At 71.7% G+C, this 15,629-nt stretch carries 11 protein-coding genes; 4 read left to right on the top strand and 7 right to left on the bottom strand.

Annotation, left to right across the window (positions count from 1 at the left end; genetic code table 11):
- Positions 1–2 precede the first annotated feature (2 nt).
- The 3 genes from ASF43_RS09455 to ASF43_RS09445 all read right to left on the bottom strand — a co-directional run bounded on the left by ASF43_RS09455 (position 3) and on the right by ASF43_RS09445 (position 4,039).
- On the bottom strand, positions 3–989 hold the full coding sequence (locus ASF43_RS09455; protein WP_056179506.1) for a tripartite tricarboxylate transporter substrate binding protein: 987 nt from the start codon (positions 987–989) through the stop codon (positions 3–5).
- Between the two features lie 175 nt (positions 990–1,164).
- Positions 1,165–2,247 (bottom strand): DegT/DnrJ/EryC1/StrS family aminotransferase, encoded by a 1,083-nt coding sequence (locus ASF43_RS09450; RefSeq protein WP_235578195.1) that lies wholly within the window; start codon positions 2,245–2,247, stop codon positions 1,165–1,167.
- A gap of 259 nt (positions 2,248–2,506) precedes the next feature.
- Entirely contained in the window at positions 2,507–4,039 is a 1,533-nt protein-coding gene (locus ASF43_RS09445) for a CoA-acylating methylmalonate-semialdehyde dehydrogenase (protein WP_056179503.1), read from the bottom strand.
- A gap of 101 nt (positions 4,040–4,140) precedes the next feature.
- Between ASF43_RS09445 and ASF43_RS09440 the strand changes: the two genes are divergently transcribed.
- Both ASF43_RS09440 and ASF43_RS09435 read left to right on the top strand, forming a co-directional pair.
- Positions 4,141–5,073 (top strand): LysR family transcriptional regulator, encoded by a 933-nt coding sequence (locus ASF43_RS09440; protein ID WP_056179500.1) that lies wholly within the window; start codon positions 4,141–4,143, stop codon positions 5,071–5,073.
- 173 nt (positions 5,074–5,246) lie between these two features.
- On the top strand, positions 5,247–12,329 hold the full coding sequence (locus ASF43_RS09435; RefSeq protein ID WP_056179497.1) for a response regulator: 7,083 nt from the start codon (positions 5,247–5,249) through the stop codon (positions 12,327–12,329).
- Here the strand turns inward: ASF43_RS09435 and ASF43_RS09430 are convergent.
- Together ASF43_RS09430 and ASF43_RS09425 are read right to left on the bottom strand one after the other, a co-directional pair.
- Complete coding sequence (locus tag ASF43_RS09430; RefSeq protein ID WP_056179493.1) at positions 12,295–12,999, bottom strand: alpha/beta fold hydrolase; 705 nt, start codon at positions 12,997–12,999, stop codon at positions 12,295–12,297. The two genes, ASF43_RS09435 and ASF43_RS09430, sit on opposite strands and share 35 nt — an antisense overlap.
- Positions 12,996–13,391 (bottom strand): VOC family protein, encoded by a 396-nt coding sequence (locus ASF43_RS09425; protein ID WP_056179712.1) that lies wholly within the window; start codon positions 13,389–13,391, stop codon positions 12,996–12,998. The genes ASF43_RS09430 and ASF43_RS09425 overlap by 4 nt, the downstream gene beginning before the upstream one ends.
- A gap of 192 nt (positions 13,392–13,583) precedes the next feature.
- Here ASF43_RS09425 and ASF43_RS09420 point away from each other — a divergent pair, with 192 nt between their 5' ends.
- On the top strand, positions 13,584–13,913 hold the full coding sequence (locus tag ASF43_RS09420; RefSeq protein WP_056179490.1) for a c-type cytochrome: 330 nt from the start codon (positions 13,584–13,586) through the stop codon (positions 13,911–13,913).
- A 24-nt stretch (positions 13,914–13,937) separates the two neighbouring features.
- On the opposite strand, the gene ASF43_RS09415 is transcribed toward ASF43_RS09420, so the two are convergent.
- Both ASF43_RS09415 and ASF43_RS31365 read right to left on the bottom strand, forming a co-directional pair.
- Complete coding sequence (locus ASF43_RS09415) at positions 13,938–14,228, bottom strand: hypothetical protein (RefSeq protein WP_235578194.1); 291 nt, start codon at positions 14,226–14,228, stop codon at positions 13,938–13,940.
- Positions 14,229–14,283: 55 nt separating this feature from the next.
- A complete protein-coding gene (locus tag ASF43_RS31365) occupies positions 14,284–14,460 on the bottom strand; it encodes a hypothetical protein (RefSeq protein WP_200932486.1) in 177 nt (58 codons plus the stop codon).
- Positions 14,461–14,590: 130 nt separating this feature from the next.
- On the opposite strand from ASF43_RS31365, the gene ASF43_RS09410 reads away from it, so the two are divergent.
- Positions 14,591–15,604: a tripartite tricarboxylate transporter substrate binding protein gene (locus tag ASF43_RS09410; RefSeq protein ID WP_056179487.1), complete on the top strand. Its 1,014-nt coding sequence runs from the start codon at positions 14,591–14,593 to the stop codon at positions 15,602–15,604.
- The last annotated feature ends 25 nt before the right edge of the window (positions 15,605–15,629 follow it).

Below are 15,629 nucleotides of genomic sequence, written 5' to 3'. Positions count from 1 at the left end.
CTTCACTCCAGCCGGATGTTCGCGTCCTTGATGATCCGCGCGTAGATCGCCGCGTCGTCGCGCACCACCTTGGCAAAGTCCGCCGTGGGCATGCCGCCCGGCGTCATGCCCAGCGCCTCGATGCGCTGCACCACATCGGGCAGGCGCAGGATGCGGTTGCTCTCCTCGGCGAACTTGGTGGCGATGGCCGCCGGAACCTTGGCCGGCATGAACAGGCCGAACCAGCCCACGGGCTCGAACGAGTGGTAGCCCAGCTCGGCGAAGGTCGGCACGTCGGGCAGCGTGGGGTTGCGTTTGCTGCCGGTCACGGCCAGCACGCGCATCGCGTCCAGGTGCGGCCGCGCCGTCGCCATGTCGATGAAGGCCGCGGTGAGCTGGTTGCCGCGCAGGTCCTGCAGCAGCGGTGCCGCGCCCTTGTAGGGCACGTGCACCAGGTCCAGCCCGGCCTGCATGTTCAGCAGCGAACCCTGGATGTGCGAGGACGTGCCCACGCCGTAGCTGCCGTAGTTGTACTTGCGCGGGTTGGCCTTCACCTGGGCCACGAAGTCCTGCACGTCCTTGAACGGTGCCGCCTTGGGCACGGCCAGCAGCGAGTTGGTGTTGGCCACCTGGGCCAGCGGCTGCAGGTCGCGCATCACGTCGTAGGGCAGGTTGGGCATCAGCGGCGGGATCTGCACGATGGCCGTGATCGCCATCAGCACGGTGTAGCCGTCGGGCGCGGCCTTGGCCACCATGTCGTTGCCGATGGCGCCCGAGGCGCCAGGCTTGTTCTCCACGATCACGGTCTGGCCCCAGGCCGTTTGCAGGTGGCTGGCCATCATGCGCGCCAGCGTGTCGGTGGCGCCACCGGCCGGGTAGGGCACCACGATGCGGATGATCTGGTTCGGGTAGCTGCCGGGGCCTTGGGCAAAGGCAGGCAGGGTGCCCAGCCCGAAGGCGGCAAGCCCGCCGATGGCCTGGCGGCGTGAAATCGAGAGGTGTCGGCCCATGTGTCGTGTCTCCTGTCGGTCGCGGCGGGACGGGCGTGTCCCTGGCCGCAGTCTGGACGACTTGGCAGGCCGGACCAATGGCCGCAAGCGCGGCGGGCATTGGCAGAAAGTGACAAGGGGGGCCAACCCAGGGATATCCCCAGGTCTTGCAGCGCCTGCGCGGCCGCGGCCGATCTCAGGGCAGGCAGGCGACGACGCGATCGATCTCGTCCTGCGTGAGTCCCAGGTGGAACGGCAAACCGATGACGCACGGGGCCACCGCGTCCGTCTGCCGCAGCGTGGCGCGGGGCACGTCGGCGAACGCGGGGTGGCGGTGGCAGCCCAGCCCCCACCAGCGGCGCCATTCGATCCGGTCGGCGTCCATGCGGTCGGTGACGGCCTGCACCTGCGATGCCGGCACGATGGCGTTGAGCGTCATGGTGACCCATTGCGCGCCCGCGCCGCGCTGCAGCCGTGCGGCCTTGTGCTGCAGCCGGCTCGCATAGGCGGCCGTCAGCGCGCGCAGCGCTGCCGTCTGCTGCGGCAGGCCGTCCATCGCCGCCAGGCCCACGGCGGCCGCGTACTCGGAGATGCGGTAGTTTCCGCCGCGCAGGGTGGACACACGCTCGGCACTGCGAAAGCCGAAGCCGGTGAGGGCCGTGGCTTCGTCGGTCAGGGCCGTGTCGGCGCTGAAGATCGCGCCACCCTCGCCGATGCCCAGCACCTTGGTGGCGTGCAGGCTCACGCAGACAGGCTGGCGGCCAATGCCGTCCAGCGCGGTGACGGCAGCCGCCGCGTCGAAGACGACGGGGATGCCGGTGTCGGCCTCGAACTGCGCCCAGGCGCCCTGGTCCGGCGGCGCGCCGAACGCGCTGACGACCAGCACCGCGGCGACCTGGGCCGGCGCCTGCGCCAGCGCCGCGTGCGCGATCTGCGTCGTCAGCACCAGCGCTTCGGCGTCCACGTCGGCCAGGTAGGGCGTGAGCCCCGCATTGCAGACGGCATGGGCGCTCGCGATGAAGGTGAAGGCGGGCATCAGGCACAGGCTGCCCTGGCGCGCGCGCAGGCGCAAGGCCAGTTCGATCGCGCTCGTGCCGTTGGCCGTCAAGGCCGTGCCGGCCGCGCCGGCCATGCGCCCCAACCGCTCACCGAACTCCCGGCTCAGTGGGCCGTAGTTGCTGTAGATGCGTGCGCCGTCGATGCGCTCGATGTAAGGCTTGAGCGTGCCGATGGTCGGCAGCTGCGGCCGCAACACGCGAACCAGCGTGCGAGCCGGCACGGGGCAAGAGGTCGCACCCGTGGGCAGCGCGGGTTCGGGCAAGCGGGCGGCGCCATTGCCTGGGTGCGCCATGGGCCATGGCGCGGCGTGCTCGAGTGAAGGGCGGTTGTCTGTGTACACGGCGGCATTTTGCCGCCGTTTTCATTATGTATACGAACAAATGTCAAAAAATGATGTCGATTCGATGGAGCGCAATCAACACGTTAACTGACATGGTGCACACGTCTCGGATTCTCGGAATCGGGCCGCGCCGGAGCGGTTACTTTGCCGTGGGCATCACGAACTCCGCCCCCTTGGGCGTGCTCTCCGGCCAGCGCTGCATGATGGACTTCTGCTTCGTATAGAAGCGCACGCCCTCCTCGCCATACGCGTGCATGTCGCCGAACAGGCTCTTCTTCCACCCGCCGAAGCCGTGCCAGGCCATGGGCACCGGGATCGGCACATTGATGCCCACCATACCGACCTGGATGCGCCGCGCGAACTCGCGGGCCACGTTGCCGTCGCGCGTGAAGCAGGCCACGCCGTTGCCGAACTCGTGCGCGTTGATCAGCTCCACCGCGGTGGCCAGGTCCGGCACGCGCACGCAGGCCAGCACCGGGCCGAAGATCTCTTCCTTGTAAATGCGCATCTCGGGCGTGACCTTGTCGAACAAGGTGCCGCCGGTGAAGAAGCCCTGCTCGTGGCCCTCGACCTTGTGGCCGCGGCCGTCGACGACCAGCTCGGCGCCTTCCTGCACGCCGATGTCGATGTAGCCCTCGATGCGCTCGAGTGCCTGCTGCGTGACGATCGGGCCCATCTCGGCGTCAAGCTCCATGCCGTTCTTGATGACCAGCTTCTTCGCGCGCTCGGCCAGCATCGGCACGACCTTGTCGGCCGCGTCGCCCACCAGCACCGCGACCGAGATCGCCATGCAGCGCTCGCCCGCCGAGCCGTAGCCGGCGCCGATCAGCGCGTCCACGGTCTGGTCGATGTCGGCGTCGGGCATCACCACCATGTGGTTCTTGGCGCCGCCCAGGGCCTGCACGCGCTTGCCGTGGCGCGCGCCAGTCTCGTAGATGTACTGCGCGATCGGTGTGGAGCCCACGAAGCTGATGGCCTTCACATCCGGATGCTCCAGCAGCGCGTCCACGGCCAGCTTGTCGCCCTGCACCACGTTGAACACGCCGTCCGGCAGGCCGGCCTGCTGCAGCAGTTTGGCGATGAACAGCGAGGCCGATGGGTCGCGCTCGCTGGGCTTGAGGATGAAGGTGTTGCCGGCGGCAATGGCGACGGGGAACATCCACATCGGCACCATCACCGGGAAGTTGAACGGCGTGATGCCTGCCACAACGCCCAGTGGCTGGCGCAGCGTCCAGTTGTCGATGCCGGTGGAGACCTGGTCCGTGAAGTCGCCCTTCAAGAGCTGCGGCACGCCGCAGGCGAACTCGATGATGTCGATGCCGCGCGAGACCTCGCCCTGCGCGTCGGTGAACACCTTGCCGTGCTCGGCCGTGATGATGGCGGCGAGTTCATCCTTGTGCTGGTTCACGAGTTCGAGGAACTTGTTCAGCACGCGTGCGCGGCGGATCGGCGGCGTATCGGCCCAGGCCGGGAAAGCGGCTTGCGCGGCGGCCACGGCCGCGTCCACGTCTTCGCGTGCGGCCAGGCGCAGCTGGCGCGCCTCGGTGCCCAGCGCGGGGTTGAAGACCGGCTGCGTGCGCGTGCCCTGGCCGGGGGTGGGCTGGCCGCCGATGAAGTGCGCCACTTCGGCGCTGTCGACAAAGGCGGGGGTAGCGGGCAGGTCGCGCTTCATGGTGTCTCGCTTAGGGTAGAGGTGAGGAGCCGGCAGTCTAGGAAGCCCGCGCGCGCTTGTACAGGCCGCAGCCTTGAATTGATTGTTCAGTCTGCTGAACAATGCTTGCCATGAATCCCGACAAGCTCGACGCCCTGTGGCCGCACCTGCACAGCCTGGCCGTGCTGGGCGAGCATGGCAGCTTCACGGCCGCTGCCGCGCGCCTGTCCATCAGCAAGGCCGCCATGAGCCAGCGCATCACCGAACTGGAGCGCGCCGCCGGCGTACCGCTGGTGCAGCGCACCACGCGCAGCGTGCGGCTGACGGAGGCCGGCCAGCGCCTGGTGGACGGCACGCGCGGCGCCTTCGCGCAGATCCAGCAGAGCTTTGCCACCGTGCGCGACCTGGCCGCCGCGCCGCACGGCCCGCTGCGCGTGACGGCGCCCGTCGCGTTCGCGCGCCAGCAACTCGTGCCGCGCCTGCCCGAGTTCCTGCGTGCCCACCCCCAGGTGCGGCTGGAGCTGGACCTGTCCGACGGCCTGCGCACCCTGGCCATGGAGGGCTTCGACCTCGCCGTGCGCCACACGGCCGCACCGCCCGAGACGCACGTGGCCTGGCCGCTCGCGGCCACGCAGTCGCTGCTGGTCGCCAGCCGCGCCTACCTGCGCCGGCGCGGCGTGCCGGCCGCGCCCGATGACCTGCGCACGCACGACTGCCTGCACTACCCGCGCGCCGGCCAGGTGGCGGGTTGGACGCTGCTGCGCGGCGCCGAGCGCCAGGTCGTGCCCGTGGCCGGGGCGTTCGCGGCCAACAACAGCGAGGCGCTGCGCGACGCCGCGCTGGCGGGCCTCGGCATCGCGCTGGTGCCCGACTTCAGCGCCCAGGCCGCGCTGCGCGGCGGGCAGTTGCAGCCGGTGTTGCCGCTCTGGAAGGTGGAGGGGCCGTTCAGCGAGACGCTGTACGCGATCCGGCCGTACTCGCCCTACGTGCCGCGCGCGGTCGAGGCCTTCGTGGCCTATCTGCGGCATGCGTTCGCCGGCGGCTTCGGCGTCTGAGCGAGCGGTGGCCGCCCGTCGACCCGTGCCATCCGCGCGCCGCCTGCCATGTGTTTTCTGGCAGGTAGCGGTCGTTATCGGTTTGTGCCAATCTATCGTTCAGTTTGTTCAATCCGTAGCCAGCTGATGGCCACGGGCTCGATCGCATCCCGATTGCCACCACCTGCGATGCCATGTTGGTCGAAACGCACCAGCCGTTGCCGTCCGCGTCTGCCCTCGAAGGCGCGCGCTACACGGTCAGCGAGCTGCTCTGGGGCGAGGCCCTGGTGCCCGCCCAGCGCAAGGCCATGCGCCCCGGCCGCGGGCGCAGTGCCGAACTGCGCAACGAGGGCCGCATCCTCGGCCTGCTGAGCGGCATCGCCGGCGTGCCGCAGTTGCTGGAGGTCGACGGCGCCGGCGAATGGCTGGTGCACACGCGCCTGCCCGGCAAGCCGCTGCGCCAGGTAGCGGCCGGCCTGCGGGCCGACGTGCCGGCCGTGTTGCGCGGCATGCTGTCGCTGCTCGGACTGCTCGAACACGTGCACGCGCGCGGTGTGCTCGTGGGCCGCATGACGCCCGACCACGTGCTGGTGCTGGCCGACGGCTGCGCGGCCGGGCTGCTGGACTTCAGCCATGCTGCCGCGCAGCAGCACATCGACGCCGGCTTGCGCCACCTGGGCGACCAGCAGCTGGCCCAGCCCTTCGGCGCGCCCGAGCAGACCGGCCGCATGGCCCGCGCCGTCGACTACCGGGCCGACTACTACGCGCTCGGGGCCGTCGCCTACTGGGTGCTGGCCGGCCGTGCGCCGTTCACCGAGACCGCGCCGCTGGCGCTCCTGCACGCCGTGCTGACACAGCCGCCAGTCTCCGTCGCGCTGCTGAACCCGGCCGTGCCGCCGGCGCTGTCCGCGCTGCTGGACAAGCTGCTGGCCAAGAACCCCGACGCCCGCTACCAGTCGGCCCACGGCCTGCGGCAGGACCTGCAGCGTTGCCTGGACGGCGCACGCGACTTCACGCCCGGGGCGCACGACCACCGCACACAGCCCACGCGCCCCTCGCGCCTGTTCGGCCGCGAAGCCGCGCTGGCCACGCTGCAGGCGGCGCTGGCCGCAGATGGCACGGGCTGCCGCGTGGCCCTGGTGCGCGGCTACTCGGGCGCCGGCAAGTCGGCGCTGGTGCAGGCCCTGGTGCCGGCCATCAGCGCACGGCGCGGCCTGGTCGCGGCCGGCAAGTACACCCAGTTCCGCCGCCTGCAGCCCTTCAGCGGGCTGGCCGAGGCGCTGGGCGGCGTCACCGAATACTGGCGCGCCGAGCCGCCTGATTGGCTGGACGCGATGCGCGCGCGCCTGGTGCAGCGCCTGGGCCGCAACGCCGCGCTGCTGGCCCGCACCGTGCCGGCTTTCGCCCAGCTCCTGTGGCCGCAGGGCACGCCCCCCGACGACGTGGAGACCGATGCCCCGCTGCTGGTGCGCATGCGCCAGGCCCTGGCCGCGCTGTGCGAGACGCTGCGCGATGCCGGCGCGCCGTGCGTGCTGTTCATCGACGATCTGCAGTGGGCCGACGCCGATTCGCTCGCCGCGCTGGAGACCATCGCGCAGGAGCACAGCCGCGGCACGCTGCTGCTGATCGGCGCCTACCGTGACCACGAGGTCGATGCCGCGCATCCGCTCAGCCGCATGCTGGCGCACCTGCGCGAGGCCGGTACCGAGCTGCTGGACGTGCGTGTGGCCGGCCTGGCCGCGGCTGACCTGCACGACCTGCTGGCCGACGTGCTGGACGCCACGCCCGAGGCGCTGGCGCCGCTGGCCGAGGCGCTGCACGCCAAGACCGGCGGCAATGCCTTCTTCGTGCTCGACTACGTGCGCCGGCTGTTCGACGCCCATGCCCTGCAGCGCACGGACGGCCAATGGCAGTGGGACGCGCACGCCGTGGCCGCGCTTCCCAGTTCCGACAACCTGGTCGCCGGCCTGATCGCCGAACTGCACCGCATGCCGGCCGACGCGCAGGACCTGGCAGGCGGCTGTGCCTGCCTGGACGGCGCCATCGACATCGAGGCGTTGGCCGCCGTGCGCCAGGTCACGCCTGCCACGCTCGAGCAGCAGTTGCTGCCGCTGCTGCGCCGCGCCATCGTGGGCAGCAGCACAGCGCTGGACGACGAACCCGGCAGCGTCGGTGCCCTGCGCTTTTGCCACGACCGCATGCAGGAGGCCGCGCTCGCACTGCTCGATGCGCCGGCACGCGAGCGCTGGCACCTGGGCCTGGCGCGCGTCATGTGGCAGCGCCAGGCCCGCACCGGTGCGCCGGGCGTGGCCGCTGCGGCGGGCCACTACCTGGCCGCGCTGCACAGCCTGGTGGATGTGCAGGGTGACCTGCACGAACGCGCCCGCGCCATGGGCCTCATGCTGCGCGCCGGCCGCGACGCACTGGCCCAGGGCGCCAGCGAGCATGCGGTGCGCCTGCTGCAGGGCACGCGCACGCTGGATGCCATGCTGCCCGCCGACGGCGCCCGCACGCGCGATATGGCGATGCTGCTGCATGCCGCGCTGTTCTCGCAGTCGCGCTTCGAGGAGATGGACCCGCTGTTCGCTGGCCTCGCGCGTGACCTGGACGAAGACCCGCTGGCCGTGCACAGCGCCGTGCTGCTGCAGGCGCGCACGCTGTTCCTGCGCGGGCGCAACGCCGAGTCCATCGCGCTGGCGCTGGACGGCGCCCGGCGGTTGGGCCTGCCCTCACCCGGCCCCGACGAATGGCGCGGCGCCATGGAGTTCGAGCTCGACCAGCTGCAATCGCGCATGGCGGCCGGCGGCGACCACCTGTTCGACGCGCTGCTGCCCATGGACGACGCGCCGCTGGAGGCCGCCACCGCGCTCCTGATCGTGGCCCAGCTCAACCCCATGACCGACCAGCACCAGAGCGGCTCGTGGTGCTGCCTGCGCATGATCCGCCTGGGCCTGGAGCGCGGCAGCTTCCTCGGCCTGCCCGAGGCGCTCACCGGCGCCTTCACGCCCCTGGCCACCCTGCGCAACGACTACGCGCTGGGCTGCCGCCTGGGCCGCATCGGTGTGCGGCTGGTGCCGTCCCTGTCCGACGAGCGCAGCGCCAGCCGCGCGCTGTACCGCCATGCCAACGTCGTCTCCAGCTTCTGCGACCCGCTGGAGGCGCGCTTCGCCCACTACCGCCAGATCGAGCACCTGGCCGACACCATGGGCGACCAGTCCACGCTGGCCGAAAACCTGGTCTGGGAACTGTCGGCCACCTTCGAGACCGCGCCGCAGCTGGACGGCATGGACGCGCCGCTGGAGCGCGCCACCGCCCTGTCGCGCCGCCTGCGCGACAGCATGAGCCAGGGCAGCCTGGGCGTGTTCCAGTGGCTCACCGACTACGCATGCGGCCGCCTGTCCACGCTGGACAGCGTGGACGAGGCATTGCGCGAGCGCATCGCGCGCAGTGCCTATGCGCGGCTGCACCACACCGTCTACCACCTGGTGGCCGCGGCGCTGGGCGGTGACTGGGACCGCCTGCTGGCCGATGTCACCCAGGCACCGCCGCTGCGCCTGCTGCGCAACAACTATTTCTACGCGCTGTACCACTGGCTGCGCGCGCTGGCGCTGTGCCACGCGGTGGTGCAGGCCAGCCCGTGCATCGCGCGTGACGAGGCGCTGGCCGAGATCGCCGAGCGCGCGCAGTGGCTCGACGAGCGTGCCGCCGATGCGCCGCACAACTTCGCCCACATGGCGCAGCTGCTGCAGGCCATGCGTGCCTGGGCGCTGGACGACTTTGCCGGCGCCGCGCGCCGGTTCGAGGCCGCCATCGATGCCTCGTCGCACCGGCCGTGGCACCAGGCCATCGCCTGCGAGCTGGCGGCCCGCTGCCACGGCGCACAGGGGCTGCAGCGCGCCGCCGCGCTCTACCTGGCGCAGGCCCTGCTGGCGTTCGAGCGCTGGGGCGCCACGGGCCAGGCGGCGCGGCTGCGTGGCCTGCCCCGGCACGCGGACACGCACGCGCTGCTGCCGCTGTTCAGTGCCCGGGCCGCCGGGGGCGAAGAATCCGGCGCCCACGCCGAGCGCGGCATCGACGCGGAGGCTGTGACCCGTGCCGGCCAGGCCCTGGTCGCCGAGCGTGACCCGGCCCAGCTGCTGCGCGTGCTGCTGCGCCTGCTGCGCCAGTACGCCGCCGCCGAATACGGCGTGCTGTGCTGGCGCCACGGCGAGCAGTGGCGCCCGTTGGCGGCATTCGACCCGGCGCGCCAGCGCGTGGCCGACGGCGACGGCACGGCGCAAGGCGAGGCTTTGCTGCAGGTGCCGGCTGCCGTGCAGCACACCCTGGCGCAGGGCGGCCAGCCGCTGGTGCTGGCCGACGTGCGCGCGCACCCGCGTTTCTCGCACGACCACGCGCTGCAGGCGCGCGGCGCGAAGTCCATCGCCGCGCTGCCCATCGTGCTGCGCGGCGAAACCGTCGGCCTGCTGTACCTGGAGAACTGCCAGGCCGCCACCACGCTGCACGACACGCAACTGGAAACCTTGCGCCTGCTGGGCGCGCAGTTCGCCGCGGCCTACGACAACGCGCAGTTCTACAGCCAGCTCGAGGCCAAGGTGGCCGCGCGCACCGGCGAGCTGCGCCAGAGCCAGGCCACGCTGCAGGCCGTCCTGCACAACGCGCCGCTGCCCATCTTCGTGAAAAGCCGGGACAACGTCTGCGTGATGCACAACGCCACCTACGCCGCCAGCGTGGGCTACCCCGGCGAGACGCTGGTCGGCCGCAGCTACGACAACTTCATCGGGCCGCTGAGCGGCGATGCCGCCGTGCACGAGGCCGACCGGCAAGCCTTCAACGGCGACATCCCGCTCCCCTACGACGTCAGCCTGTCCACGCCCGACGGCCCGCGCCATTTCGAGGTCTACAAGTTCGGCCTGCCCGATGCCAGCGGTGCCATCTGGGCGGTGTGCGGCATGAGCATGGACATCACGCTGCGCAAGGCCGCCGAGGAGCAGCTGCGCCGGGCCAAGGAAGCGGCCGACGCGGCCAACGCCGCCAAGAGCGCCTTCCTGGCCAACATGAGCCACGAGATCCGCACCCCGATGAACGCGGTGATCGGCATGTCGCACCTGGCGCTCAAGACCGAGCTGACGCCGCGCCAGCGCGACTACGTGCAGAAGATCCAGCAGTCCGGCCAGCACCTGCTGGGCATCCTCAACGACATCCTGGACTTCTCCAAGGTCGAGGCCGGCAAGATGACCATCGAGCACGCGCCGTTCGAGCTGGACGAGCTGCTGGACAGCGTGGTGAGCCTGATCGGCGTGAAGACCCAGGCCAAGGGCCTGGAGCTGATCTGCGACCTGCCGCCCCAGGTGCCGCACAGCCTCACGGGCGATGCGCTGCGGCTGTCGCAGGTGCTCATCAACTACGCCAACAACGCCGTCAAGTTCACCGATGCGGGCGAGGTCGGCATCGCCGTGCGCCTGCTCTCGCAGGACGGTGGCCAGGCCATGCTGCGCTTCGAGGTGCGCGACACCGGCATCGGCCTGTCGCCAGAGCAGATCGGCCGGCTGTTCCAGAGCTTCGAGCAGGCCGACAGCTCCACCACGCGCCAGTACGGCGGCACCGGCCTGGGCCTGGCCATCAGCAAAAAGCTCGCCTCCCTGATGGGTGGCGAGGTCGGCGTGGAGAGCAGGCCCGGCCGGGGCTCGACCTTCTGGTTCACCGCACAGGTGGGCCTGCGCGCGCGCCGGGTGCGCGGCACGCAGCCGCCCATCGACCTGCGCGGGCGCCGCGTCCTGGTGGTGGACGACAACGAGAACGCTGCGCAGGTGCTGTCTCAGATGCTGCAGTACCAGGGCTTCGTGGTCGCCACCGCGCTGTCCGGCAGCGCCGCGGTGCAGGCGGTGCGCCAGGCCGATGCCCAGGGCCAGCCCTACGAAGTGGTGGTGCTCGACTGGCAGATGCCCGGCATGGACGGCCTGCAGGCGGCCGTGCAGATCCAGGCGCTGGGGCTGGACCATCCTCCGCGGCTCATGATGGCCACCGCGCATGGCGACGTCTCGCAGGAGGCGATGCAGGTCGGCATCGGCGTGGTGCTGGTCAAGCCTGTCAGCGGCTCCACGCTGGTCGAGGCCATGCTGCGCGTGTTCGGCCGCGCCGGGCAGCCGCAGCGCGACGGGCGCAGCCATGGCGACGACGCCATGGCCGCGCTGGCCGGGCTGCGCGGTGCCCGCGTGCTGCTGGTGGAAGACAACGCGCTCAACCAGCAGGTGGCCTGCGAAATGCTGCAGCAGGCCGGCTTCCAGGTGGACGTGGCGGCCGACGGCGCCATCGGCGTGGCCATGGCCGACCGCGCGCAGGCTGCCGCCCAACCCTACGACGTGGTGCTGATGGACATGCAGATGCCTGTCATGGATGGCCTGGCCGCCAGCCGTCTGCTGCGCCGGCAGCCCGTGCACGACGCCATGCCCATCCTGGCCATGACGGCCAACGCCATGCCCTCCGACCGCGACCTGTGCGCCGCCGCCGGCATGAGCGACTTCGTCCTGAAGCCGATCGAGCCCGAACAACTCTGGCAGGCGCTCGCCCGATGGATCCGCCCGCGCGCCGGCCTGCCCATGCCCGAGCAGGCGCAGGCACCGCCGGCCGACCCCGGCGCCGCAGCGCCGGCCCTGCCCGAGGGCATCGCCGGGCTGGACATGGCGCAGGGCCTGCGCCGCATGCTGGGCAAGCAGGCGCTGTACCTGGAGCTGTTGGGCAAGTTCGCTCGCACGCAGGACCGCGTGCCCGCGCAGGTGCGCAGCGCGCTGCAGGCCGGCGACACCGCGCTGGCCAGACGCCTGGCCCACACGCTGCGCGGCCTGGCCGGCAACCTCGGGGCGGGCGCCCTGCAGGCCCAGGCGGCCGAGGTCGAGCTGGCCATCGGCGCGGGCGTCACCTTGCCCGCGCTGGAGCCGGCACTGGCGCAGTTGGCGCAGTTGCTGGACCCGTTGACCGCCGCGCTGGTGGCGGCCTTGCCGGCGGCGGCGCCCGCCGCCGCGGCGCCAGGCACGAACGGCCAGGACAGCGCCGCCATCGCCGCCATCGCCGCACGGCTGCACAGCCTGCTGGAGCAGAGCGACAGCGATGCCGCAAGCTACTTCGCCGAGCACCGCGCATCGCTGGAGACGGCCATCGGCCCGGCCTGCGCCGAGATCGCCAGCGCCATCGACGGCTACGACTTCGACGCCGCGGCGGGCACGCTGGCCGCGGCGCTCGCAAGCGCTAGCGCTGCAGCCAGTCGCGCAGAGCCAGGCTGACCTGTTGCGGCTGCTCCAGCGGGCTCAGGTGGCCGCAGGCGCCAAACGTGCGCAGCTGCGCGCCTGGGATGCGCGCCGCCATTTCCTCGTGCAGTGCCGGCGGCGTCAGCACGTCGTCGGCGCCGCAGGCCACCAGCGTGGGGCAGGCCACGCCGCGCAGGGCCTCGCGCTGGTCCACCCGGCCGATGATGGCCTGCTGCTGGCGCGCGAAGGCCTCCACGCCCGTGTTGCGCGCCATGCTGCGCACCACGGCGGCCAGACCGGCGTGCTGCGGCGCCTGCGGCCACACCAGCTTGGGCAGCAGCGCCTCGGCCACCACGGCCAGGCCCTCGGCCCGTGCGCGGGCCACCAGCGTGCGGCGCTGGGCACTGCCCTCGGGCGTGTCGGGCCGTGCGTTGGTGTCCAGCAGCGCCAGGCGCTGCACGCGCTCAGGCGCCAGGCGCCAGATCGCCATCGCCACATAGCCGCCCATGGACAGGCCGGCCAGCGAGAAGCGCTCGAACGGGCAGGTGGCCAGCGCGTCACGCGCCATGGCCTCGATGCTGTCGTGCCGTGTGGGGTCGGCGACCCAGCAGTCGGCCACGTCGGCCAGGGCCTGCACCTGCGGCGCCCACAGCATGGCGTCGCACAGCAGGCCGGGCACGAGCAGCACCGGTTGCAGCGTGCTCATGCCTTGGGCCGGTGGATCGCGCACAGCTTGTTGCCATCGGGGTCGCGCACATAGGCCAGGTACAAGGCCCCCATGGCGCCGCTGCGCAGGCCCGGTTCCTCTTCGATCGAGGTGCCGCCGTGCGCCACGGCCGTTTCATGGAACAGCTGCACCTGCTCGGGCGAGCCGCACTTGAAGCCGATGGTGCCGCCATTGGCGCAGGTGGCCGCTTCGCCGTTGATGGGCTCGCTGATGCAAAAGCTGCTGCCGTCGTGGCGGTAGAACAGCCGTGTGTGGCCCGAGCCCGCCACGTTGCGCACCGGCTCGCCCGCGCCCAGCGTGCCGAGTACGGCGTCGTAGAAGCGTTTGGACCGTTCGATGTCGTTGCTGCCGACCATGATGTGGTTGAACACGTGTGTCTCCTGGGGCGCCTTGGGCGCCAGTTCGAGGGTGGATGTCGCTGGCTGCGCAAGGCTGCGCAGCCGTGCCCGGGGGCAGCGGCGATTGTGCGCAAGATCGGCGGCGCTGCGCATGCGGGTATCGTGGGGTCGATGCGCAAGACCGATGCCCCCAGGCGTTGCCACCCGTGCAGGCCCACGGCGCCGATGGGTCTGCGCTGCGGGCTGGCGGTGCTGGTGCTGCTGTCGGCGCTGACGGGCTGCTCGCGCGAGACCAGCGAGGCCGCACTGCGCAGCGAGGCGCTGGGGTGCATGCGCTGCCACGGCATGGTCACCAAATTCGTCGGGCCCGGCTTTGCGCAGATCGCCGCGCGCTACCGGGGCGACCCGGCCGCAGCGGCCAGGCTGCGCCAGACGATCCGCCAGGGCTCGGTGGGCACCTGGGGCAATGTCATCATGCCGCGCCAGCCGCAGGTGAGCCAGGCCGATGCGGAGCTGCTCGCAGCCTGGATCCTGGGGCAGCCGCCCAGCGACTGAGCGGCACGACGCGTGCTGCGCGCGTCAGCGACCGGTGTCCCCCACCAGCCCGCGGTGCCACTCCGCATACGGCGTGTTGCGCACCAGATGGCGGTTCCAGTCGGGTGCGCCATCGGTCCACCACACGGCCCCGCGCTCGCCGAGCGCCTGCTTGGCGGCATCGACGTCATCACGTGCGGCGCGCAGTGCGGCGGTGTCGTGGGCGCGCAGGGCGACGCCGACGGCGCGGCGTGCCGCCATCAGCGCGTGGACCAGGCGCTCATGCTGGTCCGCTGGCAGGGCCGGGTCGGCCGCGCGCCAGAGTCGTCCACGCACCACGAGGTAGCGTCCGTCCGGCGTGCGCAGCGGTGGCAGTCCGGGCGCGTTGCGCTCAGGAGCCGGCGGTTTCGCCACTCCCGGCCGCTTCTGCGCCATCTTGCGGGTGCTTGAGCGCCGGCTTCTTGCCGGGCTGCGGTGTGTGCTCGGCATCGGGCGCGATGGCCTCGCCATGGTGTTTCTTTTCCTGGTGCACTTTTTTGTCGTGCGCGACATTGCGGGGATCGGTCATGCAGCCACTGTGCGGCCCGCGCTGCGCACCAGGGGTGGGACAGCGCGCCGCACCGGCGCAAGCCCGGGTGCCTCGCGTGGAACCGGCCGTACCATCCCCTTGCGGCCAATCCGGCCGCCCCGGAGAAGACATGCCCGCACCCCACAACCCGCCCCACCTGGCGCTTTCGCGCCGCCACCTTCTCGCCCAGGGCCTGGCCACCACGCTCGCCGGCGCGCCCTGGCTCGGCCACGCCCAGACTCCCTGGCCCGCCAAGCCGCTGCGCCTGGTCGTGCCCTTCGCTCCCGGTGGCAGCTCGGAGATCGTGGCCCGCTCCATCGCGGGCGAGATGGCCAAGACCATCGGCCAGAACGTGTTCGTGGACAACAAGCCCGGCGCGGCCGGCAACATCGCGATGCAGGAGGTGGCCAATGCCGAAGACGGCCACACGCTGATCCTGGGCCACATCGGCACGCTGGCCGTGAACCCCTACATCTTCAGCAAGCTGCCCTACGACCCGGCCAGGGACTTCGTGCCCGTGACGCTGGTCTCCAAGGTGCCCAGCCTGTACGTGGTGCACCCCGACCTGCCGGTCAAGGACCTGAAGGACTTCGTGGCCTACGCCAAGGGCAAGCCCGGCCAGCTTAACTACGGCTCGGCTGGCAATGGCAGCGCCGGGCACCTGGCCTTCGAGTACCTGAAGATGGTGACCAACACCTTCGTCGTGCACGTGCCCTACCGCGGCACCGGGCCGATGTTGACGGACCTGATGTCCGGCCGGCTGCAGGCGGCATCGGTCGGCGCGCCGGCGCTGCTGCCCTTCATCAAGGCCGGCAAGCTGCGCTGCATCGCCACCGGCACGGCGCAGCGCCTGCCGCAGCTGCCCGACGTGCCCACCGTGGCCGAGCAGGGCTACAAGGGCTTCGAGATGACGCAGTGGTATGGCCTGCTGGCGCCGGCCAAGTGGCCCCGGGCCAACGTCGCCAAGCTGGAGGCCGAGGCCGTCAAGGCGGCCAAGGGCAGCGTCGTGAAGGACAAGCTCTCGGCCGATACGGCGTTGGCCGTGGGCAGCAGCGCTGCCGAGTTCGAGGCCTTCATCCTGAGCGAGCAGGCGCGCTGGAAGCCCGTGATCGCGCGCGCGCAGATCAAGCCCGAGGGCGCCTGAGAGGCTGGTGACGGCGGCCAAGGGC

Source organism: Pseudorhodoferax sp. Leaf267, assembly GCF_001422405.1.
GTDB lineage: Bacteria > Pseudomonadota > Gammaproteobacteria > Burkholderiales > Burkholderiaceae_C > Pseudorhodoferax.
The sequence above is the reverse complement of the archived record's forward strand: the minus strand, read 5'-3'. Positions and strand labels throughout refer to the sequence as shown.